Here is a 21,122-nt window from a genome sequence, read left to right as displayed (position 1 = left end):
ATAAAGATATGCGTTGGACTCCATCAAATTTAATGAACAGCCTCATCAAGGCTAGCACTAGCGGCCCAAGGAAGCAGGCAGTTTCACTCACGGAAATTCGTGAGGCGATGTTGCATGTGTTGGGTGAGCGCGGTGCACGGGCCTATCCAGTGATTCAACTGCGGGTCACCTATGCGGATGACGTGCAGGACCTCTGGTACCTTCGCGGCGACGTGATGGCGGCGGTTGCCGATCTGGATGGTGAGCTGGAGGCACGCCGAGCGCTTGCCTCCATCAGCACCATGTTTTCTGGCTTGTTACCCCGTGGATTAACGTCTCGCCTGAGTCCCCTGGAACACTAAGCGCCCCCCGATGTTTGGGCATCAATGCCCCCAGAACAACAGCGCGTCGCGGCCTTCCACCACCAAATCAGCTTTTTTGCCCACGGGCAAAAGCACTTTGGTCTGAACATGGCCGTAGGGCAAATTGGTCAATACCGGCACCTTGGTTTGGCTTCGCAACCAATCCACCACGGATTGAAGCTTGTAGCCCCGGTCGTGCGGCGTGAGCTTATAGCCTGTAAATTGACCTAAGACTATGGCCTTCTGCCGACCGACAACACCAGCGTTCAATAGCTGGGTCAGGGTGCGCTCGATGCGGTAAGGGTGTTCGCCAATATCTTCCAAAAACAGGATGCCGCCCTTGATCTCCGGAAAAAACGGCGTGCCCAACATAGAGGCCAGCACCGTGAGATTGCCACCCCACACAATGGCCTCGTGCACATTCAAAGCCTCTACGCCTCCAAGCGCTTTGTCCTGGCGCCAGCCGGTGCCCTCTCCCTGCCCTGATACCAGATCATGGAAGCAATCTTCCATGATGTCGTCGGGCACTAGGTCGGGCTCACCGCCCACACCAAACCCTTCACACAGCGCGGGCCCCGCCCAAGTCTCCGCGCCGGTCTTGGCCAACAACGCCAGTTGAAATGCAGTGAAGTCACTGATTCCGACAAACTGGGTTCCACGTTCAATGGCCTTGGCCACTGTTTTGTAACGTATGCCCGGCAAAATTCGGGTCAGGCCATAGCCGCCACGCGAGATCAGAGCGATGTCGGCGCCGCTGGCTGCTGCACGATGGATGGCTGCAAGGCGCGTAGTGTCGTCACCGGCAAATCGGGCAGAGCTGGACAATGCATCGTTGTCCACGTCCACGTCGTAGCCCAAGGTGTGCAGACGCTTCACGCCACGTTTAAAAGCCGCCTTGTCACGGACAGCGCCGGACGGAGAGTAAATATAAATTCGCTTTTTCACAAAGAGATTATCAGGCTTGAATATGGGCCAATAACTTCTGAACAACCTCATCACCCGCCTCAGGCAGAAAATCTCCCACCTGGGCCGACGAGGAAACCTTTAGGGCCGCGGAACGATGCGTGGTAGGCAGATCGGGCGCTCTGGGCCAAGCGGTTTTCGAACCGGGATACAAGGCCTTGAGGGCGGCGCAATATCCAGCATCGACAAACGGCGCTTGGTACGCCGAGCGTTCCGCTTCGCTGAGGTGAGGTACTTGCTCGGCGACCACGGCGCCCGCGTGTGGCGGCCGCTTGGGCGCACCGGGAGATGTAGGGCTTTTCTTCGAGGACTCAAGGGGTACAACGCCAGCAATACGGTCAGGCGATGCCTGTGCCAACACTATGGCCAAATCGCTCCCCTCGCCCTGCCCCACGACGACAACACCGCGCAAGTCCAATGACTGAATCAACGCCAACAGCGAATCTCGGTGAAACGCCATGGTATGAAATTCCGGTTTCTTGGGTTTATCACTTCTTCCGAAGCCAACCAAGTCCGGCGCAATGACGCGGTAGCCCGCGGCCACCAAACTCGGCACCATTTTTCGAAACAAAAAACTCCACGTCGGATACCCGTGCAGGCAAAGAATGGTGCGGTTGGAACTGGGGGGCCCCTCATCCAAGTAATGCATTCTCAAGCCACCCAACACGGGCAGGTCACTGACATAGTGCGGAGCCCAAGGGTAGTTGGGTAGACTGTCAAAGTATCGATCCGGGGTCCGCAGCGCATCGTCTCTTAACGGAGATGCCAAACGCACTTTCTCAGCACGCTTTTGCGCAAAGAAGTCATGCAGCAATGCCGCACAAGAAGATGCCAGTACGCCGCCTTCTGCACGAGCATGGTGGTTCAAATCGTGGTTTGCAAACAAGTTGACCACCGAACCAGCAGCACCAGTTTTGGGGTCTGTGGCGCCAAACACCACTCGCCGTATCCGTGCATGCAACATCGCGCCAGCGCACATAGCGCAGGGCTCCAGGGTCACATACAAATCACACCCATCGAGTCGGTAATTGCCTTGCGCAGCGGCTGCAGTGCGCAGTGCCACAATTTCAGCGTGGGCAGAGGGGTCATGGGTGCCAATAGGCGCGTTGCGCCCCACTCCCAGCACCACGCCATCCTTCACCACGACAGCTCCCACCGGCACTTCACCGGCGGCACCGGCATGTTGTGCTTGTTCAATGGCCATCCGCATAAAGTGGAGGTCATTGGCCAACAAATCCTCCTCGATCAAGGGGGATGGTCTCGCGCCTGCAGCCACTCCTTGAGAAGTGGGGGCGTCATGGGTCGGGCATACAGATAGCCTTGGCCTTCATGGCAACCGAGCTCACGCAGCCGCTGCGCCTGTTTTTCGTCTTCAATCCCTTCGGCAATCACCGTCAGGTTCAGATTCCGACCCAACTCAATCACCATGGACGCGATGTGGCCACCGGACGCGCCATCCTGAATTTCAGAAACAAATGCGCGATCAATTTTTAATCGATCAATGGGCAACTGGCGAAGTTGGCTCAGCGAGGAATACCCGGTACCGAAGTCGTCAATGGCAATGGAGATCCCCAGCTCTCGCACCAAATGCAAGGTCTCCAGCATGAAGTCTGCATCCTCCATGGCAACCGACTCGGTGATTTCCAACTCCAGACAACGGGGACTGATGCCGGTGTCCAGCAAGGCAGCATTCAGTTTGTCCAAAAACTCGGGGTGGCGGAATTGGATCTGCGAAACGTTCACAGACATCCTCAGATCCGCAAGCCCCAATGCCTGTAGGCGCACCAGCTCGTGGCAGGCCATGCGCAGCACCCAATCGCCAATCGCCACGATCATGCCCGAGGCTTCGGCCAATGGAATGAACCGGTCGGGAGGTACAAACGTACCGTCCTCGTTGCGCCACCGGATCAAGGCCTCCATGCCCACAACTTTGCCACTATTCAAGTTAATTTGCGGCTGGTAGACAATGAACAAGCGTTCGCTCTCCACTGCGCTGCGCAAGCTTTGCAGCAGTCGCACGCGCTCGCGGATGTCCGAGCCCATTTCTGAGGAAAACATGACAAAGCTACCGCGGCGACTTTTTTTCGCCCGCTTAAGCGCGATGTTGGCGTCCTTCAGCGCGTCTCGCCCGGAAACACCTTCTGACAGATGGTTGGTCAGTCCCATGGTCGCAGTAACGACCATGGAGTCATCCTGCACGAGGAAGGGTTCGCGAAACATGGCCAGCACCCGCAGCGGGTTCACCATTTGCGTGCCGCCCATCAGGCCAAAGGTATCGCTGCCAATACGCGCCAAAACAACTTCGGAACCCAGCTCCGCTTTGAGACGGTCGGCTACCGCCTGCAATAGGCGATCGCCCTGCTGATGGCCCAAGGCGTCGTTGATCTCGGAGAAATCGTCAATATCCAGAATCGCGATGACATCGTCCGAACAGCCGCCCGATGCCAAACGCGTGTCGCTGAGGTCTATAAACTTGTTGCGGTTGGGCAGGCAGGACAGGCGGTCGTAAAAAGCCAACTCATCCAATTTACGGATCTGCTCGTAGGCCCGCAATGCGGCGGTCACGGTCGCGTAAAGCTTTGTTCTGGTCAGCTCCGACTTGGTTTTGTAGTCGTTGATGTCGAAATCGTGGATGGTCTCGATTTCAGGGGCATAGCCGGGCTGGCCCGTGCGCAAGATGATGCGCAACTCGGTAAGTTTGAGCTCTTGGCGGATGGTTTTGACCAAGGCCAAACCTGCGTCTTCGCGCTCCATCACCACATCCAGCAGCACCACGGCTACGTCCCGTTCGGTGTGCAAAATCTTCGTTGCTTCGGCCGCCGAGTAGGCATGGAGAAACTGCAGGGGACGACCAAGGATCTTGACGCCCGCCAACGCGAACGTCGTCGCCCGGTGCACATCGGGCTCATCGTCAACAACCAACAAACGCCAGACTGCCTCTTTCACACCACCGTCAACGACCTCATCCTCCAAAAAATGAAGGGAGTCGGAGTCTGTGTGGAGGCCCAGCAGATTCTCGGTATTCATAGAAACATTGTGCACCAAGCTTCCATAAAAAGTCAGCGCCACAGAGGGCGCTGACTTCATTTTTTAATCCCAAAGCATTGAAAAAAGATCCACACTCGGGATTACCCTCAAGCTAGAGGGATGAATAACACGGGCTCATTCCCACTCAATCGTCGCCGGTGGCTTGCTGCTTACGTCGTAGGTGACGCGGTTAATGCCGCGCACTTCGTTGATGATGCGGCCCGACACCTTCTTCAGCAGCGCGTAGGGCAGCTCGGCCCAGTCGGCGGTCATGAAGTCGCTGGTTTGCACCGCGCGCAAGGCCACCACGTAGTCGTAGGTGCGGCCATCGCCCATCACACCCACGCTCTTCACCGGCAGAAACACGGTGAAAGCCTGGCTGGTCAGCTGGTACCAAGTCTTACCGGTGGCTTCGTCCTTAAAGTTGTGCAGCTCTTCAATGAAGATCGCGTCGGCACGGCGCAGCAGGTCGGCGTATTCTTTTTTGACTTCGCCTAGAATCCGCACACCCAGGCCGGGGCCGGGAAACGGATGGCGATACACCATGTTGTATGGCAAGCCCAAGGCCACGCCGAGTTCACGCACTTCGTCCTTGAACAGTTCGCGCAACGGCTCCAGCAGCTTCAGGCCCAGCTCGGCCGGCAAGCCGCCGACGTTGTGGTGGCTCTTGATGGTGACAGCCTTCTTGCTCTTGGCGCCGCCCGACTCGATCACATCGGGGTAAATCGTGCCCTGGGCCAGCCATTTCGCGCCCTTGGCGCCCTCGCCCTTCAGCTTCGCAGCCTCTTGCTTGAACACGGTAACGAACTCGCCGCCGATGATCTTGCGCTTGGCTTCAGGGTCGCTGACACCAGCCAGTTTGCCGAGGAACAGATCAGAAGCATCGGCACGGGTCACCTTCGCGTGCAGCTTGCCGACGAACATGTCCATCACCATGTCACCTTCGTTCAGGCGCAACAAGCCATGGTCGACGAACACGCAGGTCAGCTGGTCGCCAATCGCGCGGTGGATCAGGGCCGCAGCCACGGAGGAATCGACGCCGCCTGACAGACCCAGGATCACTTCTTCGTCACCGACTTGCTCGCGGATATGCGCAACAGCTTCGCTGATGTAATCGCCCATCACCCAGTCGGGCTTGGTGGCGCAAATGCCCAGCACAAAACGGTTCAACAGCGCCTGGCCTTGCACGGTGTGGGTGACTTCGGGGTGGAACTGCACTGCGTAGAACTTGCGAGCCTCGTCGGCCATCCCGGCAATCGGGCAGCCATCGGTGCTGGCCATGAGCTTGAAACCGGGCGGCAATTCAGTGACCTTGTCGCCGTGGCTCATCCACACGTTCAGCATGCCCTCGCCTTCCGGCGTGGTGAAGTCGGCAATGTCTTTCAGCAGTGCAGTGTGACCACGTGCGCGAACGGCAGCAAAGCCGAATTCGCGGGTATGGCCGGTTTCCACCTTGCCGCCCAGTTGTTGCGCCATGGTCTGCATACCGTAACAAATGCCCAGCACCGGCAGGCCCAGATCGAACACCGCCTGGGGCGCGCGGTCGGTCGTGTCTTCTGTCACGCTGGCATGGCTGCCGGACAGGATGACGCCCTTTAGGTTGCCATCGGCCGCATAGGCGCGAATCCATTCGTCGCTGACATCGCAGGGGTGGACTTCACAAAACACGTGGGCTTCACGCACCCGGCGTGCGATCAGTTGGGTGACCTGGGAACCGAAATCAAGAATGAGAATTTTCTGGTGCATGGGCGGGAGTCCGGTCAATCAGCGCGGTAGTTGGGGGCTTCTTTGGTGATTTGCACGTCATGGACGTGGCTTTCACGAATACCCGCCGTCGTGATTTCCACAAACTCTGCCTTGTTCTGCATGTCTTCGATGGTGGCGCAGCCGCAGTAGCCCATGCTGGCGCGAATGCCGCCTGCCATTTGGAACACGATGGAGACCATGGAGCCCTTGTAGGGCACCCGACCTTCAATACCTTCGGGCACCAGCTTGTCCGCATTCGGGTTGCCCGTGCTGGACTCCTGGAAGTAGCGGTCTGCGCTACCTTGTTGCATGGCGCCGATGCTGCCCATGCCGCGGTAGCTCTTGTAGCTGCGGCCCTGGTACAGAATCACTTCGCCCGGCGCTTCTTCGGTGCCAGCAAACATGCCACCCATCATCACGGTGCCCGCGCCTGCCGCAATGGCTTTGGCGATGTCACCGCTGTAGCGGATACCACCGTCGGCAATCAGCGGTACACCGGTGCCGCGCAAAGCAGTCGCTACGCTGTCTACGGCCATGATCTGGGGAACACCTACGCCAGCCACGATACGTGTAGTGCAGATGGAACCAGGGCCAATGCCGACCTTGACAGCGTCAGCGCCCGCTTCAACCAATGCCAAAGCTGCAGCACCCGTGGCGATGTTGCCGCCCACCACGTCCACCTGGGGAAAGTTTTGCTTGACCCAGCGCACGCGGTCAATCACACCCTTGCTGTGGCCGTGGGCCGTGTCCACCACGATGGCGTCCACGCCGGCAGCCACCAGGGCTTCTACACGGGCCTCGGTGCCCTCACCGACGCCTACCGCGGCACCTACGCGCAAACGGCCTGTCGCATCGCGGGCAGCATTGGGGAAGTTGAGTTGTTTGGTAATGTCTTTGACGGTGATCAGTCCCTTAAGCTCAAAAGCGTCATTGACCACCAGCAGGCGTTCCAATTTGTGCTTGTTCAGCAAGGCCTTGGCGGCTTCTGGAGTGGTGCCATCAGGGACGGTGATCAGGCGCTCGCGGGGCGTCATGATTTCACGTACGGTCTGGTCATAACGGGTTTCAAACCGCAGGTCGCGGCCCGTCACGATGCCAACCACTTTGCCGCCGTCGCACACCGGAAAACCGGATACGCCGAGCTGCTCGGACAACGCAATCACCTGGCGCACGGTGGTCTCCGGCGTAATGACGACGGGGTCACGCAGCAGGCCTGACTCGTACCGCTTGACCTTCAGCACTTGCGCAGCTTGCTCCGCAGCAGTCAGGTTTTTGTGAACAATCCCCATCCCGCCCTCTTGCGCGATGGCGATGGCCAAACGGGCTTCGGTCACAGTGTCCATCGCCGCAGAAACGAGCGGCAGGTTCAGTGCGATGTTGCGGGAAAAACGGGTGGCGAGGCTGGTGTCCTTGGGAAGGACTTGGGAGAACGCTGGCACCAACAACACATCGTCGAAGGTCAGCGCTTTGCCGAGAAGGCGCATGTCAAAGCTCCAAAAATCAGATTGTACCCGCGTCAATTTGGCCTTGCCGCGGCCCGCGCGCTACACTTGCTCTTATGAAACCGTTTCACGCATTCTTGGCAGTCGTTTTGGCCTTCTCTGCCGCAGGCGCTTGGGCCCAATGGCAATGGCTGGACAAGGACGGACGCAAGGTCTTCAGTGACCGTGCGCCCGGTGCGGATATTCCTGATAAAAATATTTTGAAACGCCCTGCGGGACAACGTGTCGCTCCCGCGGCGCCGGTGGCGAGCGCTGAAGATCCTGCCACCCCTACCGCGACGGGTGCGCCTCCTGCGCCAGCACTGCCAGCCAGCGCCGCCAAGGGCGTAGGCGTGGACAAGGAACTGGAAGCCAAGAAGAAGCAGGCGGCTGATGCAGAGGCGGCCAAAAAGAAGGCAGAAGAAGACCGCATTACCAAAGCCAAAATCGAAAACTGCGCACGTGCCAAGCAGGCCAAGACGACGTTTGACTCCGGAGTTCGCGTTTCGCGCACCAATGCCGCTGGTGAACGTGAGGTCATGGACGACGCGGCCCGCGCCGCTGAAGCCAAGCGCATTCAGGGCATCATCGACGCGGACTGCCGGTAAACAGGCTTCAGTAACCGGCCTTGGCGCCTGCCCGGCGTTTGGCAAACAGCCCGGCAGACTTAGCCCCTTGCTTGGCAAACCGCTCCCGGCGTGCCACTTTGGGGTCCACTAGCAAAGGGCGGTACAGTTCCACCCTATCGCCCTGGCGCAGAACGGAGCTGCCGCTGACGCGACGTCCCCACACTCCCAACGTCAAACCATTCACCTCGGTCTGAGCGATGTCGTGCAACAAGCCACTCTGCTGGACGGCCAAGCCAGCGGTACACCCTGGCTCCACCAGCAACACCTGCTCGCGCACTTCCCGTGGCCGTGGGCAATAGACCACGGTGATGGATAGCAAGTGACTATTCGCCATACACCTGCTGCGCACGCTTCACAAAGGCATCCACCATGCTGGCCGCGATCTTGTCGAACACTGGGCCGACCAGCTTGCCCAATGTGGCATTGTCAAAACCGTAGTTCAGCGACAGCTCCACCTTGCAGGCGCGCTGCGAACCATCGCCCAGGGGGTGGAAATTCCATTGGCCGTCGAGTTTGGAGAATGGCCCTTTGACCAACTGCATGCCCACCCGGCTGGGTTCGGTATGGGTGTTGCGGGTGGTAAAGGTCTGGTGGATACCGCCAAACGAAATGCCCACTTCTGCCGTCATGCCCTTCGCGTCCTGCTCCAAAACGTGGGCGTGGTCGCACCAGGGAAGGAACTCGGGATAGTGGGTGACGTCAGTCACCAGGGCATACATCTCGTGCGGGCTGTACCAGATTAGAACGGACTTGTGAACAGTTTTCATAGAATGGCGGTCTGCGCGGGATTGTAGACAAGCCCATCAGCGTCTCTTTCTTTCCCGTCTGTCATCCCCATCTGAGTGCAATGGCCAAAAAACCTGAAACCGCAACCCGCATCGCCGATAACAAAAAGGCCGCGTTCAATTACTTCTTTGAGGAGCGCTTTGAGGCGGGCCTGGTGCTGGAAGGCTGGGAGGTGAAGTCCCTGCGCGAGGGCAAGGTGCAGCTGACCGATGGCTATGTGGTGGTCCGCAATGGCGAGTTGTTCATCATCGGCCTGCAGATCAACCCACTGCACACCGCCTCCAGCCATGTGAGCCCGGACAAGGTGCGTACGAAGAAGCTGCTGATGCACAAGGCAGAGATCAAACGCCTCATTGGCAAGGTGGAGCAAAAGGGCTATACCTTGGTCCCTATCAATCTGCACTGGAAAAGCGGCAAGGTGAAATGCGACATTGCGCTGGCCAAGGGCAAGGCCGAGCATGACAAGCGCGACACCATCAAGGACCGGGAAGGCAAGCGCGAGGTGGAACGCGCCATGAAAGACCGCAACCGCTAGCTATTTTTTCGGGGGCAGGGAATAAACCCGGCCCCGCGGGTGTTTATCCGGGGAGCAAGCAACCGTTTGCCTAACCCTTTTACCGGAGCACCCCATGAAACTCATCGCTGCATTGACCCTTGCCACCGCTCTGCTGGGCGCCTGCGCCACCATGGCCGACCCTGCACCCACCAAAGTCGCCAATGGCCTGCTGACGGGCACCAACGGCATGACGCTGTACACCTTTGACAAGGACGCCGCCGGCAGCGGCAAATCGGTTTGCAACGGCCCCTGTGCCACCAATTGGCCCCCACTGATGGCCGCCGAGACTGACAAGGCCCAGGGCGACTTCACCGTGGTGACGCGTGACGACGGCAAGAAACAATGGGCTTTCCAGGGCAAACCGCTGTATTTCTGGATCAAGGACACCAAGGCGGGCGATACCACGGGTGACGGCTTCATGAACGTGTGGCACACCGTCAAGACGCAAAAGGCCGCCGGCTCGTCTTCCGCGTACTAAGCGCCTGGCATGGACCGCTCCGCCCTCGTGTTGCACATTCCCGGGCTGCGTCGCTATGCGCGTGCGCTGACGGGCAATGCCTGGGCGGCGGACGATCTAGTGCAGGACACGCTGGAGCGCGCCTGCTCCAAATGGCGGCTCTGGCTGCTGGGCACCGACCTGCGGGCCTGGCTGTTTACGCTGATGCACAACATCCACGCCAATGACATCCGCCGCGTAGTGCGCCAGCAGCAGGCCGCGCCGCTGGTGGACGCCGAGGAAGCCTTGCACAGCGTACCAGCGCCCTACTCTGGCGTGGACACTGCGGTGGACCTGCAGCGGTGCCTGATGCAACTGCCCGAAGAACAACGCTGCGTGCTGTTGCTGGTCGCGCTGGAAGACATGGACTATGCCGACGTGGCCCGCATCACCGGCACACCGGTGGGTACCGTGATGTCGCGCCTGTCGCGTGGACGTGCCCGGCTGCAGGCCCTGCTGGACGCCCCCGCCACGAATGCGGTTGCGCCGTACACGGGGGCAGACGTGCTGAACCTGCGCCCCGTTCGCTGATGGAATCCGATATGACTACCCCGCCCTCCTCCACCTTGTCCGAAGACACGCTGCATGCGCTGGTCGATGGGCGCCTGGATGCGGTCCAACGGTTAGCGGTAGAGGCGCTATTGGCACAAGCCCCCGAGGCCCAGGCCACTGTGGCGCGGTGGCGCCTGCAGCGCACCTTGCTGAAGGGCCTGCATGCCAAAGTGCTGCGCGAAGCCCCGCCCGCACACCTGACCCAAGCGGCTTTGGGAACAGGCGCAGGCCTCCAACGGCCTGCGCCATGGCGCTGGGGCGGCCTGGCGGCCAGTGTGTTGTTGTCGTTTGCCGTGGGCTGGTTCGGACACGCGCAGTGGCGCAAGACCGAGCTTCAGGCGCAGCTCGCCCAGCGCAAACCCACCGCCGACTTTGTGCGCCAGGCCAGCCTGGCTCACGCGGTCTACGCCCCTGAGGTGCGTCATCCGGTGGAAGTGGGCAGCGCCGAGCAGGAACATTTGGTGAAATGGCTATCTAAACGCCTGGGTCGCCCGCTGAAGGTACCTGATTTGACGGGCCAGGGTTTTGAACTAGTGGGAGGTCGCCTGCTGCCAGGCGACGCCGGAGCAACCGCGGTGAGAGCCCAGTTCATGTTCCAGAACACAGCGGGCGAACGGCTCACGCTGTACCTGGGCGCGGTGCAGGGGGATGGCGCTGGCGTAAATACGCAAGAATCGGCATTTCGCTTTGCCAATGAAGGCCCCATCTCCAGCTTCTACTGGGTGGCCCAGGGCTTTGGCTATGCCCTCACCGGCCCGGTGCCGCGGGATCGGTTGATGCAGCTGGCCCAGGTGGTGTACCAGCAGCTCTAGGCGGCAGCGTTAGGTCAGATCGCGCAAAGGGTGGGCGTGTGCCGGCCAGGGACTGACAAAGAAAGGCGCCACCATGTCGATGGTCACCTCTTCAATACCCATCGGGTTCCAGCGCGGAGTGTGGTCCTTGTCCACCGCCAGGGCGCGTATGCCCTCCACGGTTTCGCTCGCAGCGCCGGATCGACCCAGGTGCTGCGTGAAGAAGCAATGGCGCACCATGTCGCGCTCCATGTGCAAGTCGTCGGCCAGCGTCATGCCGCGTGCGCGCCGCACTTGCTCCAGCACCACGTGCAGCATCAGGGGCGAACGTTTGCGCAAGGTGGCAGCCGTGTGCTGCGCCCATTCGCTGCTGTCGGCTTCCAGAGCCTGCACGATGGCGGGTACGGTTTCCAGTGCAAAAAACTGGTCAATTTGGCCTGTAGCCCCCGTGGAATCTGCGCGAGTAGCTCCTGAAAACATAGCAATCCAGGCCTCCAGCGGTGCAGTACCCGTCCAATCCAGGACCGCCAGCGCGTCCCAAGCTTCTGGCAAGCGCGCAGATTCGACCACGTGATCCGCCAGGCCCAGAGCCAGGGCCATAGGGCCATCAATGACATCGCCGGTCAGCGCCAGCCACTCGCCCGCGCGACCCGGACAGCGGCTCAGGAAATAGCCCCCACCCACGTCGGGGAACAAACCGATGTTCGTCTCCGGCATGGCCATCTTGGTGTGCTCGGTCACCAGGCGATGCGACGCACCCTGGCTGATTCCCATGCCGCCGCCCATGACGATGCCGTCCATGAACGCGATGTAGGGCTTGGGGTAATGGTGGATCATGTGGTTGAGCGCGTACTCCTCGGTGAAGAAGTCATCCAAAGCCGGGTTGCCAGCCAGCGCGGCCTGGTGGAAAAAGCGGATATCACCACCGGCACAAAAGCCACCAAACACACCGGCCTTGGTGCTGCCGCGGATCGCTACCGCCTTCACGCCGGCATCCTCCTTCCAGGCCTGCAGCGTGGCCGTCAGGCTGCGCACCATGCCCAGGCTCAGGGCATTGAGTGCCTTGGCGCGGTTCAGGGTGATGAAACCCACCTGACCACGGATTTCGGTGCGTACATCTTCAAAGGGAATCTGGGCTGTCATGCGCGTTCTCTCCATCCAATCACTTCATTCACCACCAGGGCACCAATCACCAGCGCCCCACCCCACAGTACCGAACTGCTGGGCACTTCGTTCGCCCCCAGCCAGGCCAGCAGAATGCCAAAGATCACTTCCAGCAGCTGCAGCAGGGAAATTTCGGGGGCTTTGAGAATCTGGGCACAGCGCACGCTCAGTACGCAAGGCACGGCCAGCTGGAACACCCCCAGAAAGCCCAGCAAGGCCACGTCGTGCGCGCTGGCCTGCAGCGGAAAAGCCAGCGGCAGCGTCACCACGGTAGAGATGACGGCACCGACCCAGACGGCGGGCATCAGGTCCACATCGTGGCCCTGGTCGTGCGAATGCTGGGTCACGGTCCAGTTGGTGGCGCCGGCGATCGGCACACACAGTGCAACCAGGGTGCCCAACAAGGTCACCGAGTCGAGCTGGGACGCATACATGTAGACGATGCCCATACCGGCCACCACGATCGCAACCCAGGTGCGCAGCGGCACCCGGTGGCCAATGACGATGCGTGCAATCAACGCGGTGAGCAATGGCCCTAACGACATGGTGACCAGCACATTGCCCACGCTGGTGAGCGTGAGCGCCACCATGAAGGCCGTGAACATCACACTCCAACACAGGCCGGACAGCCAGAACGGCAGGCCTGCATGGCGAATTTTGTAAAACACATCCCGCCCGCGTGCGAACGGCAGGATCACCATCAGGCTGAGCACGGTAAAGAACGCCCGCCAGAAGGTGACTTCAAAGCTGCGGGCAAATTCCAGATGGCGCGTGACAACGCCGGCGGTAGACCACAGCAGGGTCACCGCCACCATCAGGAACACCGCGCGGTTGTGGGTGAGTTTCATAAGCAACAAATAGAACTGGGGCACATGGCCCCAGTCACGAACCGACAAGGACGACGCGCAAGCGCCGTCCCGCAAGCCATCAGGAGCGGCCAGCGCGCTTGCGGTCGCTTTCGGACAGGTGGCGCTTGCGCAGACGGATCGACTTGGGCGTGATTTCGACCAGCTCGTCGTCCTCAATGAATTCCACACCGTATTCCAGCGTGCATTCAATCGGCGGCGTGATCTTGATCGCGTCTTCCTTGCCGGACACGCGGAAGTTGGTCAGCTGCTTGGTACGTGTGGCGTTCACCACCAGATCGTTGTCACGGCTGTGGATACCCACAATCATGCCTTCGTACACGGGGTCGTTCGGCTTCACGAACATACGGCCGCGGTCGTCCAGCTTGCCCAGGGCGTAGGTGAAAATTTCACCCGCGTCCATGGAAATCAGCACACCATTTTTACGACCACCGATGTCACCCTTGTGCGGCTCGTAGCTGTCAAAGATGTTGGAGATCAGGCCGGAACCGCGGGTCAAGTTCAGGAATTCGTTGGAAAAACCGATCAGGCCACGGGCTGGAATGCGGTATTCCAGGCGGACACGTCCACGGCCGTCCGGCTCCATGTTCACCAGCTCACCCTTGCGCTCGCCCAGGGCTTGCATCACGCCGCCCTGGTGCTGCTCTTCCACGTCAGCCGTCACCAGCTCGATAGGTTCGTGCTTCTCGCCGTTGATCTCGCGGAACATCACGCGGGGCTTGGACACGGCCATTTCATAGCCTTCGCGGCGCATGTTTTCCAGCAAGATGGTCAGGTGCAGTTCGCCGCGGCCCAGCACTTCGAAGATACCTTCTTCGTCCGTTTCGTTGACGCGCAGCGCCACGTTGTGTTGCAGTTCTTTTTGCAGACGGTCCCAGATCTGGCGGCTGGTCACGTACTTACCTTCGCGGCCAGCCAGTGGACTGGTGTTCACGCAGAAGTTCATGGTCAGGGTGGGCTCGTCCACCTTGAGCATGGGCAGGGGTGCGGGGTTCAGCGGGTCGGTCACCGTCACGCCGATACCGATGTCGCCAATGCCGTTGATCAGCACGATTTCGCCGGGGCCGGCTTCGAGTGCCTGCACGCGGTCCAGACCCTGGAAGGTCAGCACCTGGTTGATACGGCCCTTGACGGACTTGCCGTCTGGCCCTTCCATCACCACCACGTCCATGTTGGGCTTGATGGTGCCTTGGCTGATACGGCCTACGCCGATACGGCCCACGAAGGTGGAGAAATCAAGGGCGGAAATTTGCAGCTGCAGGGGTGCTTCGGGGTCACCCTTTTGCGAAGGCACGTGCTTGAGCACGGTGTTGAACAGGGCCGACATGTCGGGGCCCCACTGTTCACCGGGTTCGCCTTCTTCCAATGAGGTCCAGCCGTTGATACCCGAGGCGTACACCACGGGGAAGTCCAGCTGCTCGTCGGTGGCGCCCAGCTTGTCGAACAGGTCGAAAGCGGCATTCACCACGTGCTGGGGACGCGCACCGGGCTTGTCCACCTTGTTCACCACCAGAATCGGCTTCAGACCCAGGGCCAAAGCCTTCTTGGTCACGAAGCGGGTTTGGGGCATGGGGCCTTCTTGCGCGTCGATCAGCAGCACCACACCGTCCACCATGGACAGGGCACGTTCCACTTCACCGCCGAAGTCCGCGTGTCCAGGGGTGTCGACGATGTTGATGTGGGTGCCTTCCCAGGTCACGGCACAGTTCTTGGCCAGAATCGTGATACCGCGTTCTTTTTCAATGGCGTTGTTGTCCATCACGGTGTCGACCACTTTTTCGTGTTCGGCAAAGGTGCCAGACTGGCGCAGCAGTTGGTCGACCATGGTGGTCTTGCCATGATCGACGTGGGCGATGATGGCGATGTTACGGATTTGTTTACTCATGGTTCACTTTCTGCTTACGCCCCAAGGGCCAAGGTTTCATTCACTGGTTTCAAACTCTGTTCCATGGCCACTTGTTGGGCCTGGGATTCGCTGATTTCCTGCGGGCTTAGCAACCGCACCGGAATCAACTCACCCGCCTTCACGTGGGCAGTGCCCAGCAAAGCCCGAGGGCTTGCCGCATACACCGCCACATGGTCCGCATCGGGCCAAGGGCCTCGCCTGCGCATTCCACTCAAAAATCGTGCCGCATTTTCGCTGTCCAGTGTGACAAGCACATGCTCTGGCAGCAACGCATCCACCGGCAACAGGCAGGCCAGCCGCTCGGTTTCGCTCATGGCCTCCAGCGCCTCCAGTGTGATGCACTGGCCCTCGCTGAACCCGCCGGTGCGCACCCGACGCAGCGCGCTGAGGTGGGCACCGCAGCCCAGGGCTTCGCCAATATCCTCGCCCAGCGTGCGGATGTAGGTTCCCTTGCTGCAATCCACTACCATTTTGATAGCAGGCTGCACAGTTTCTACGCGGGCTTCCAGCACTTTTAGTGCATAAATCGTCACATGGCGCGCGGCGCGCTCAACCTCAATCCCGGCCCTGGCGTACTCGTACAAGGCCTTGCCATCTTTCTTCAAGGCACTGTGCATGGGTGGCACCTGGGCAATCGGCCCGGTGAACCGCTGCACCACGGCGTCCAGTTGCGCGGATGTCACCGACACCGGCCGCTCACTGATCACGTCGCCTTCGGCATCCGCCGTGCTGGTTTTCACCCCCAGGCGCACCACCGTCTCGTAGGCCTTGTCGGCATCGAGGTGCATCTGACTGAACTTGGTCGCCGCGCCAAAACACAGCGGCAACACACCCGTAGCCAACGGATCCAGCGTGCCGGTATGGCCCGCTTTCTCCGCCCGCAGCAGCCATTTGGCTTTCTGCAAGGCCTGGTTGCTGGACAGGCCGATCGGCTTGTCCAACAACAGCACCCCATGCACGGGGCGCCTGGCAACCCGTGCACGTGGCGCGTTCATGGTTTCAGTCCTCTTTGGCGCGCGAAGACACAGCACGCGCAATCAGCGCGTTCATGTCGGCCGCCCGCTCGGTGGTCTGGTCAAAGATGAAGTGCAAGGTCGGCACCGTGTGGATGTGCAAGCGCTTGAAGAGGCCCGCGCGCAGAAAGCCCGCTGCCTGGTTCAGGCCCTCACCGGTTTCCACCGGATCGCCTTTGAGCAAGCTGAAAAACACCTTGGCGTGGGCATAGTCCGGCGTCACTTCGACGCCCTGAATGGTCACCATGCCCACCCGCGGGTCTTTGAGCTCACGTGCGATCAACTCGGCCAGATCCCGTTGGATCTGGTCGGCCACCTGAAAGCTGCGGTTGGGGGTAGAAGACTTTTTGCGCACCATGGGATCTTCCGCTTACAGCGTACGGGCGATTTCCTTGACCTCGAAGAACTCCAACTGGTCGTTTTCTTTGATGTCGTTGTAGTTCTTGAGCTTGATACCGCACTCGAAGCCTTCCTTGACTTCGCGCACATCGTCCTTCATGCGCTTCAAGGAGTCCAGCTCGCCGGTGTAGATCACCACGTTGTCGCGCAACAGGCGGAAATGCGCGTTGCGGTTGACAAAACCAGCGGTGACCATACAGCCTGCGACCGTACCGATCTTGGAGGCCACGAACACGGTGCGGATCTCGGCCATACCGATGATCTCTTCGCGCTTCTCGGGGGCCAGCATGCCGGACATGGCGGCTTTGAGCTCGTCCACCGCATCGTAAATGATGTTGTAGTAGCGGATGTCCACACCATTGCCTTCGGCCAGCTTGCGCGCGCCGGCATCGGCACGCACGTTGAAGCCGATGACGATGGCCTTGGAGGCAATCGCTAGGTTGATGTCGGACTCGCTGATACCGCCCACAGCGGCGTACACCATCTGCACCTTGACTTCTTCGGTCGACAGCTTGAGCAGCGATTGCGCCAGCGCTTCCTGCGAACCCTGCACATCGGCCTTGACGATGATGGGCAACATCTTGACGTCGCCCGCGCCCAGGTCGGAGAACATGTTCTCCAGCTTGGCGGCTTGTTGCTTGGCCAGCTTGGTGTTGCGGAACTTGCCGGCACGGTAAGTGGCGATTTCGCGCGCACGGCGCTCGTCGGTCATCACCATGAACTCGTCACCGGCTTGTGGCACTTCGGTCAGGCCCTGGATTTCCACCGGAATGGATGGGCCAGCCGACTTGATGGTCTTGCCGTTTTCGTCCAGCATGGCACGCACGCGGCCGTAGGTCTGGCCAGCCAGCACCACGTCACCCGTCTTCAGCGTACCGGACTGGATCAGCACGGTGGCCACAGGGCCGCGGCCCTTGTCCAACTGGGCTTCGATGACCAGACCCTTGGCCATGGTGTCCACCGGCGCCTTGAGTTCCAGCACTTCCGCTTGCAGCAATACTTGTTCGAGCAAGGTGTCGATGCCCATGCCGGTCTTGGAAGACACAGACACGAACGGAGAATCACCACCGTATTCTTCGGGCACGACTTCTTCCACCACCAGCTCTTGCTTCACGCGCTCGGCGTTGGCATCGGGCTTGTCAGACTTGGTAATCGCCACCACGATAGGAACGCCAGCCGCTTTCGCGTGCTTGATGGCTTCCTTGGTTTGCGGCATCACGCCGTCATCGGCAGCCACCACCAGAATCACAATGTCGGTCGCCTTGGCGCCGCGGGCACGCATGGCGGTAAACGCCTCGTGGCCAGGGGTGTCCAGGAAGGACACCATGCCGCGCGGAGTTTCCACGTGGTAGGCACCAATGTGCTGGGTAATACCACCCGCTTCGCCCGCAGCCACTTTGGCACGGCGAATGTAGTCCAGCAGCGAAGTCTTTCCATGATCGACGTGGCCCATGACGGTCACCACAGGTGCGCGCGGCAAGGATTCGACGTCTTGTTGCGCCACATCGTCGTCCGTGAAGGCTTCCGGATCGTCCAGCGCAGCCACGACGGCCTTGTGACCCATTTCTTCCACCACGATCATGGCGGTGTCCTGGTCCAGTGGCTGGTTGATGGTGACCATCTGGCCCATCTTCATCAGCGCCTTGATGACTTCAGACGCCTTGATCGCCATCTTGTGGGCCAATTCGGCTACGGTGATGGTTTCAGGCACGTGCACTTCAATGACGCGGGCTTCCACCGGAGCCGCTTGCGTATGGTCATCGCGGTCACGGTCATTGCTACCACGGCGGCCACGCGGGCCACTGCGCCAGTTGCTGGAACGGCCAGCACCGGCACCTGTGTCACCACGGGTTTTGAGTTCTTTCTTCTTGGCAGGGTCTCCGGCCCAGCTGCTGGACAGCTTGGCGGATTTGACTTCCTTGCCGGCACCTGCGCCAGCATTGCCCGCAGGAGCGCCAGCGGCCGGTTTGGCGGGCTTGGCCACGGCAGAGCCAACGGCGGGCTTGTGCAGTGTGCCTTTGACGCCAGCAGCGGCGGGCTTGACTTCTTCGGGCTTCTTGGCCACCAGCACCTTCTTGGGTGCCGACATCATCATGCGAATGGCAGCGGCTTCGGCTTCGGCCTTGCGGCGGCGGTCGCCGAGGTCCACGGCACGGGCAGACTCTTCTTCTGCGCGTGCTTTGGACTCGGCAGCTGCGGTTTCGCGGGCCTCGACCTGCGCAGCAGCACGTGCTGCGGCGGCTTGCGCCACTTCGTCTGACGCCTCAGCCACGGTCGCGGAGGCCTGGCTTTTCTTCAAGGCTTCGGCGGCAGCGTAGTTGGCGGCGCGTTCGTCGGCTTCGCGTTCGCGCTTTTCAGCGTCTTCACGCACACGGCGCTTTTCGGCCAGATCTTCTTCCTGGCGGCGGATCAGCTCGGCCTGGCGGCGTGCTTCTTCTTCGCGGCGGGTCAGTTCGGCGTGGTCAATCGCGGGGGCGGCGGACTCCGGTGTTTCGAACTCCTGCTCAGACGCTTCGGCGGGCACATCCACACCGTCTTCACGGCGAACGAAGGTGCGCTTCTTGCGCACTTCCACCTGGATAGTGCGTGCCTTGCCCGTGGCGTCGGCCTGCTTGATCTCGGTGGTCTGCTTTTTCACCAAAGTGATCTTTTTGCGCTCAGGGCTGGCGGTGCCGTGGCTGTTTTGCAGGAAGTTCAACAGGCTGTGCTTGTCAGAGTCGGTCAAGACGTCAGAGGCCGAAGCCTTGGCGACGCCTGCCGATTTCAATTGCTCAAGCAGGGTGTCGGTCGATTTTTTGAGTTCATTGGCAAACTCGGCAACGGTCGTACTGGACATATTTTGTGTAACCTTTCATGACCATTACTCGTGAGAGGCAGCGTCATTGGTAAACCAATGTGCGCGTGCCTTCATGATCAGGGCCTTGGCTTCGTCCGCGGACTGGCCAGTAATATCTGTAAGTTCATCCACGGCAAGGTCGGCCAATTCATCGCGGGTGTGAACGCCGCCGTCTGCCAGTTTGCCGATCAATTCGGAAGTGAGTCCATCGAGGTCGCGCAGGTCCTGGGACACTTCGTCCACGCTCTCTTCGTGGGCGATTTCCATGGTCAACAGTGCATCCTTGGCGCGGTTGCGCAGCTCGTGCACCGTGTCTTCGTCGAAGCTCTCAATTTCCAGCATTTCCTGCAGCGGCACATAGGCCACTTCTTCCAGGCTGGTGAAACCTTCGGCGATCAGGATGTCGGCGATTTCCTCGTCCACATCCAGTTTTTCCATGAACAGCTTGCGGCCCGAGTCGGTCTCGTTGGCCTGCTTCTGGGCCGACTCAGCGGCGTCCATGATGTTGATTTTCCAGCCAGTGAGCTCGGAGGCCAGGCGCACGTTCTGGCCACCACGGCCAATCGCAATCGCCAGATTTTCCTCGTCGACCACCACGTCCATGGCGTGGCGCTCTTCGTCCACCACGATGGACGACACGTTGGCTGGCGCCAAGGCACCAATCACAAACTGGGCGGGGTCTTCGCTCCACAGCACAATGTCCACGCGCTCGCCAGCCAGCTCGTTGGTGACTGCATTCACGCGGGTACCGCGCACGCCGACGCAGGTGCCGATAGGATCGACGCGCTTGTCATGCGACAACACGGCAATCTTGGCGCGCGAACCGGAGTCACGGGCACAGGATTTGATCTCCAGCAGACCTTGTTCGATTTCGGGCACTTCCTGGCGGAACAACTCGATCATGAACTCGGGGCTTGAGCGCGACAGCACGATGGGTGCGCCACGCAGGGTCAGGTCCACTTCCATGATCATGGCGCGTACCCGATCGCCGGTACGCAGGTTTTCCTTGGCGATCATCTCGCTGCGGCGCAGGCGGCCTTCGACACGGCCGGATTCGACAATGATGTCGCCCTTGTCCATGCGCTTGACGGTGCCCACAAAGATCTTTTCACCACGCGACATGAAGTCGTTGAGCAGCATTTCGCGCTCGGCGTCACGGATCTTCTGCAGGATGACCTGTTTGGCCGCCATGGCACCGATACGGCCGATAGGCACAGAGGCCACGGACTCTTCGATGTACTCGTCCACCTCAATGTCCGCGATCTGTTCTTTGGCTTCGAACAGCAGGATTTCCTGGTCAGGCAGCTGCAGGCCAGCTTCATCGGGGACCACATGCCAGCGGCGGAAGGTCTCGTAATTGCCGCTGTCACGGTCCAGCGCGACGCGGATATCCACTTCGCCGGGGTACAGCTTTTTGGTGGCTTGGGCCAGGGCTGCTTCCACAGCGCCCAACACCACGTCACGTTCCACGTTTTTCTCTCGGGAAATTGCTTCCACCAGCATCAACAGTTCGCGATTCATGCCATGACTCTCCTGAACACTCTAATCAATACAAAACCAAAATTCGGAT

At 60.2% G+C, this 21,122-nt stretch carries 20 protein-coding genes; 6 read left to right on the top strand and 14 right to left on the bottom strand.

Annotated elements, in window-relative coordinates; all coding sequences use genetic code 11:
- Nucleotides 1–32: 32 nt before the first annotated feature.
- On the top strand, nucleotides 33–341 hold the full coding sequence (locus AC097R_RS12200) for a hypothetical protein (protein WP_479598373.1): 309 nt from the start codon (nucleotides 33–35) through the stop codon (nucleotides 339–341).
- A gap of 21 nt (nucleotides 342–362) precedes the next feature.
- On the opposite strand, the gene AC097R_RS12195 is transcribed toward AC097R_RS12200, so the two are convergent.
- The 5 genes from AC097R_RS12195 to guaB all read right to left on the bottom strand — a co-directional run bounded on the left by AC097R_RS12195 (nucleotide 363) and on the right by guaB (nucleotide 7,561).
- Nucleotides 363–1,286, bottom strand: coding sequence for an LD-carboxypeptidase (locus tag AC097R_RS12195; protein ID WP_479598372.1), 924 nt, complete (start codon nucleotides 1,284–1,286; stop codon nucleotides 363–365).
- A gap of 10 nt (nucleotides 1,287–1,296) precedes the next feature.
- Nucleotides 1,297–2,535: a tRNA adenosine(34) deaminase TadA gene (gene tadA / locus AC097R_RS12190; protein WP_479598371.1), complete on the bottom strand. Its 1,239-nt coding sequence runs from the start codon at nucleotides 2,533–2,535 to the stop codon at nucleotides 1,297–1,299.
- A 14-nt stretch (nucleotides 2,536–2,549) separates the two neighbouring features.
- The gene (locus AC097R_RS12185; protein ID WP_479598370.1) at nucleotides 2,550–4,331 is read right to left on the bottom strand and encodes a putative bifunctional diguanylate cyclase/phosphodiesterase; all 1,782 of its coding nucleotides are present in this window, start codon (nucleotides 4,329–4,331) and stop codon (nucleotides 2,550–2,552) included.
- A gap of 135 nt (nucleotides 4,332–4,466) precedes the next feature.
- Entirely contained in the window at nucleotides 4,467–6,077 is a 1,611-nt protein-coding gene (gene guaA, locus AC097R_RS12180) for a glutamine-hydrolyzing GMP synthase (protein WP_479598369.1), read from the bottom strand.
- A 14-nt stretch (nucleotides 6,078–6,091) separates the two neighbouring features.
- The gene (guaB, locus tag AC097R_RS12175; RefSeq protein ID WP_479598368.1) at nucleotides 6,092–7,561 is read right to left on the bottom strand and encodes an IMP dehydrogenase; all 1,470 of its coding nucleotides are present in this window, start codon (nucleotides 7,559–7,561) and stop codon (nucleotides 6,092–6,094) included.
- 74 nt (nucleotides 7,562–7,635) lie between these two features.
- Here guaB and AC097R_RS12170 point away from each other — a divergent pair, with 74 nt between their 5' ends.
- Nucleotides 7,636–8,166: a DUF4124 domain-containing protein gene (locus AC097R_RS12170; RefSeq protein ID WP_479598367.1), complete on the top strand. Its 531-nt coding sequence runs from the start codon at nucleotides 7,636–7,638 to the stop codon at nucleotides 8,164–8,166.
- A 7-nt stretch (nucleotides 8,167–8,173) separates the two neighbouring features.
- Here AC097R_RS12170 and AC097R_RS12165 read toward each other — a convergent pair whose 3' ends face one another.
- Nucleotides 8,174–8,521: an RnfH family protein gene (locus tag AC097R_RS12165; protein ID WP_479598366.1), complete on the bottom strand. Its 348-nt coding sequence runs from the start codon at nucleotides 8,519–8,521 to the stop codon at nucleotides 8,174–8,176.
- Nucleotides 8,511–8,954 (bottom strand): type II toxin-antitoxin system RatA family toxin, encoded by a 444-nt coding sequence (locus AC097R_RS12160; protein ID WP_479598365.1) that lies wholly within the window; start codon nucleotides 8,952–8,954, stop codon nucleotides 8,511–8,513. Before AC097R_RS12160 ends, AC097R_RS12165 begins: the two co-directional genes overlap by 11 nt.
- Before the next feature lie 80 nt (nucleotides 8,955–9,034).
- Between AC097R_RS12160 and smpB the strand changes: the two genes are divergently transcribed.
- The 4 genes from smpB (at nucleotide 9,035) to AC097R_RS12140 (ending at nucleotide 11,389) form a co-directional block, all read left to right on the top strand.
- The gene (gene smpB, locus AC097R_RS12155; RefSeq protein WP_479598364.1) at nucleotides 9,035–9,508 is read left to right on the top strand and encodes an SsrA-binding protein SmpB; all 474 of its coding nucleotides are present in this window, start codon (nucleotides 9,035–9,037) and stop codon (nucleotides 9,506–9,508) included.
- A gap of 94 nt (nucleotides 9,509–9,602) precedes the next feature.
- The gene (locus AC097R_RS12150) at nucleotides 9,603–10,007 is read left to right on the top strand and encodes a COG4315 family predicted lipoprotein (RefSeq protein WP_479598363.1); all 405 of its coding nucleotides are present in this window, start codon (nucleotides 9,603–9,605) and stop codon (nucleotides 10,005–10,007) included.
- Between the two features lie 9 nt (nucleotides 10,008–10,016).
- Entirely contained in the window at nucleotides 10,017–10,556 is a 540-nt protein-coding gene (locus AC097R_RS12145; RefSeq protein ID WP_479598362.1) for a sigma-70 family RNA polymerase sigma factor, read from the top strand.
- Between the two features lie 11 nt (nucleotides 10,557–10,567).
- On the top strand, nucleotides 10,568–11,389 hold the full coding sequence (locus tag AC097R_RS12140; RefSeq protein ID WP_479598361.1) for an anti-sigma factor family protein: 822 nt from the start codon (nucleotides 10,568–10,570) through the stop codon (nucleotides 11,387–11,389).
- Nucleotides 11,390–11,398: 9 nt separating this feature from the next.
- Here AC097R_RS12140 and AC097R_RS12135 read toward each other — a convergent pair whose 3' ends face one another.
- The 7 genes from AC097R_RS12135 to nusA form a co-directional block, all read right to left on the bottom strand.
- On the bottom strand, nucleotides 11,399–12,511 hold the full coding sequence (locus AC097R_RS12135) for an enoyl-CoA hydratase/isomerase family protein (protein ID WP_479598360.1): 1,113 nt from the start codon (nucleotides 12,509–12,511) through the stop codon (nucleotides 11,399–11,401).
- Complete coding sequence (locus AC097R_RS12130; protein WP_479598359.1) at nucleotides 12,508–13,380, bottom strand: DMT family transporter; 873 nt, start codon at nucleotides 13,378–13,380, stop codon at nucleotides 12,508–12,510. Before AC097R_RS12130 ends, AC097R_RS12135 begins: the two co-directional genes overlap by 4 nt.
- A 79-nt stretch (nucleotides 13,381–13,459) precedes the next feature.
- Nucleotides 13,460–15,283, bottom strand: a complete 1,824-nt coding sequence (gene typA, locus AC097R_RS12125) for a translational GTPase TypA (RefSeq protein WP_479598358.1) — start codon at nucleotides 15,281–15,283, stop codon at nucleotides 13,460–13,462.
- 14 nt (nucleotides 15,284–15,297) lie between these two features.
- Entirely contained in the window at nucleotides 15,298–16,299 is a 1,002-nt protein-coding gene (gene truB / locus AC097R_RS12120) for a tRNA pseudouridine(55) synthase TruB (RefSeq protein WP_479598357.1), read from the bottom strand.
- A 4-nt stretch (nucleotides 16,300–16,303) separates the two neighbouring features.
- Nucleotides 16,304–16,675 carry a 30S ribosome-binding factor RbfA gene (gene rbfA, locus AC097R_RS12115; RefSeq protein WP_479598356.1) on the bottom strand — a complete coding sequence of 124 codons (372 nt, stop codon included), beginning with the start codon at nucleotides 16,673–16,675 and terminating at the stop codon, nucleotides 16,304–16,306.
- 12 nt (nucleotides 16,676–16,687) lie between these two features.
- Nucleotides 16,688–19,552, bottom strand: a complete 2,865-nt coding sequence (infB, locus tag AC097R_RS12110; protein WP_479598355.1) for a translation initiation factor IF-2 — start codon at nucleotides 19,550–19,552, stop codon at nucleotides 16,688–16,690.
- Between the two features lie 24 nt (nucleotides 19,553–19,576).
- Nucleotides 19,577–21,073 (bottom strand): transcription termination factor NusA, encoded by a 1,497-nt coding sequence (nusA, locus tag AC097R_RS12105; RefSeq protein WP_479598354.1) that lies wholly within the window; start codon nucleotides 21,071–21,073, stop codon nucleotides 19,577–19,579.
- Nucleotides 21,074–21,122 lie beyond the last annotated feature (49 nt).

The sequence above is a fragment of the Rhodoferax sp. ZS1R25 genome (genome assembly GCF_056521335.1).
This window is presented reverse-complemented; position numbering and strand designations above follow the sequence as displayed.

What these genes read in the sequence shown, in the direction of transcription:
- typA (WP_479598358.1), bottom strand. Translation starts at nt 15,283, where the DNA reads ATGAGTAAACAAATCCGTAACATCGCCATCATCGCCCACGTCGATCAT.
- AC097R_RS12135 (WP_479598360.1), bottom strand. Translation starts at nt 12,511, where the DNA reads ATGACAGCCCAGATTCCCTTTGAAGATGTACGCACCGAAATCCGTGGT.
- AC097R_RS12170 (WP_479598367.1), top strand. Translation starts at nt 7,636, where the DNA reads ATGAAACCGTTTCACGCATTCTTGGCAGTCGTTTTGGCCTTCTCTGCC.
- guaB (WP_479598368.1), bottom strand. Translation starts at nt 7,561, where the DNA reads ATGCGCCTTCTCGGCAAAGCGCTGACCTTCGACGATGTGTTGTTGGTG.
- rbfA (WP_479598356.1), bottom strand. Translation starts at nt 16,675, where the DNA reads ATGGTGCGCAAAAAGTCTTCTACCCCCAACCGCAGCTTTCAGGTGGCC.
- truB (WP_479598357.1), bottom strand. Translation starts at nt 16,299, where the DNA reads ATGAACGCGCCACGTGCACGGGTTGCCAGGCGCCCCGTGCATGGGGTG.
- AC097R_RS12150 (WP_479598363.1), top strand. Translation starts at nt 9,603, where the DNA reads ATGAAACTCATCGCTGCATTGACCCTTGCCACCGCTCTGCTGGGCGCC.
- nusA (WP_479598354.1), bottom strand. Translation starts at nt 21,073, where the DNA reads ATGAATCGCGAACTGTTGATGCTGGTGGAAGCAATTTCCCGAGAGAAA.
- AC097R_RS12160 (WP_479598365.1), bottom strand. Translation starts at nt 8,954, where the DNA reads ATGAAAACTGTTCACAAGTCCGTTCTAATCTGGTACAGCCCGCACGAG.
- smpB (WP_479598364.1), top strand. Translation starts at nt 9,035, where the DNA reads ATGGCCAAAAAACCTGAAACCGCAACCCGCATCGCCGATAACAAAAAG.
- AC097R_RS12200 (WP_479598373.1), top strand. Translation starts at nt 33, where the DNA reads ATGAACAGCCTCATCAAGGCTAGCACTAGCGGCCCAAGGAAGCAGGCA.
- guaA (WP_479598369.1), bottom strand. Translation starts at nt 6,077, where the DNA reads ATGCACCAGAAAATTCTCATTCTTGATTTCGGTTCCCAGGTCACCCAA.
- infB (WP_479598355.1), bottom strand. Translation starts at nt 19,552, where the DNA reads ATGTCCAGTACGACCGTTGCCGAGTTTGCCAATGAACTCAAAAAATCG.
- AC097R_RS12185 (WP_479598370.1), bottom strand. Translation starts at nt 4,331, where the DNA reads ATGAATACCGAGAATCTGCTGGGCCTCCACACAGACTCCGACTCCCTT.
- AC097R_RS12140 (WP_479598361.1), top strand. Translation starts at nt 10,568, where the DNA reads ATGACTACCCCGCCCTCCTCCACCTTGTCCGAAGACACGCTGCATGCG.
- AC097R_RS12165 (WP_479598366.1), bottom strand. Translation starts at nt 8,521, where the DNA reads ATGGCGAATAGTCACTTGCTATCCATCACCGTGGTCTATTGCCCACGG.
- AC097R_RS12145 (WP_479598362.1), top strand. Translation starts at nt 10,017, where the DNA reads ATGGACCGCTCCGCCCTCGTGTTGCACATTCCCGGGCTGCGTCGCTAT.
- AC097R_RS12130 (WP_479598359.1), bottom strand. Translation starts at nt 13,380, where the DNA reads ATGAAACTCACCCACAACCGCGCGGTGTTCCTGATGGTGGCGGTGACC.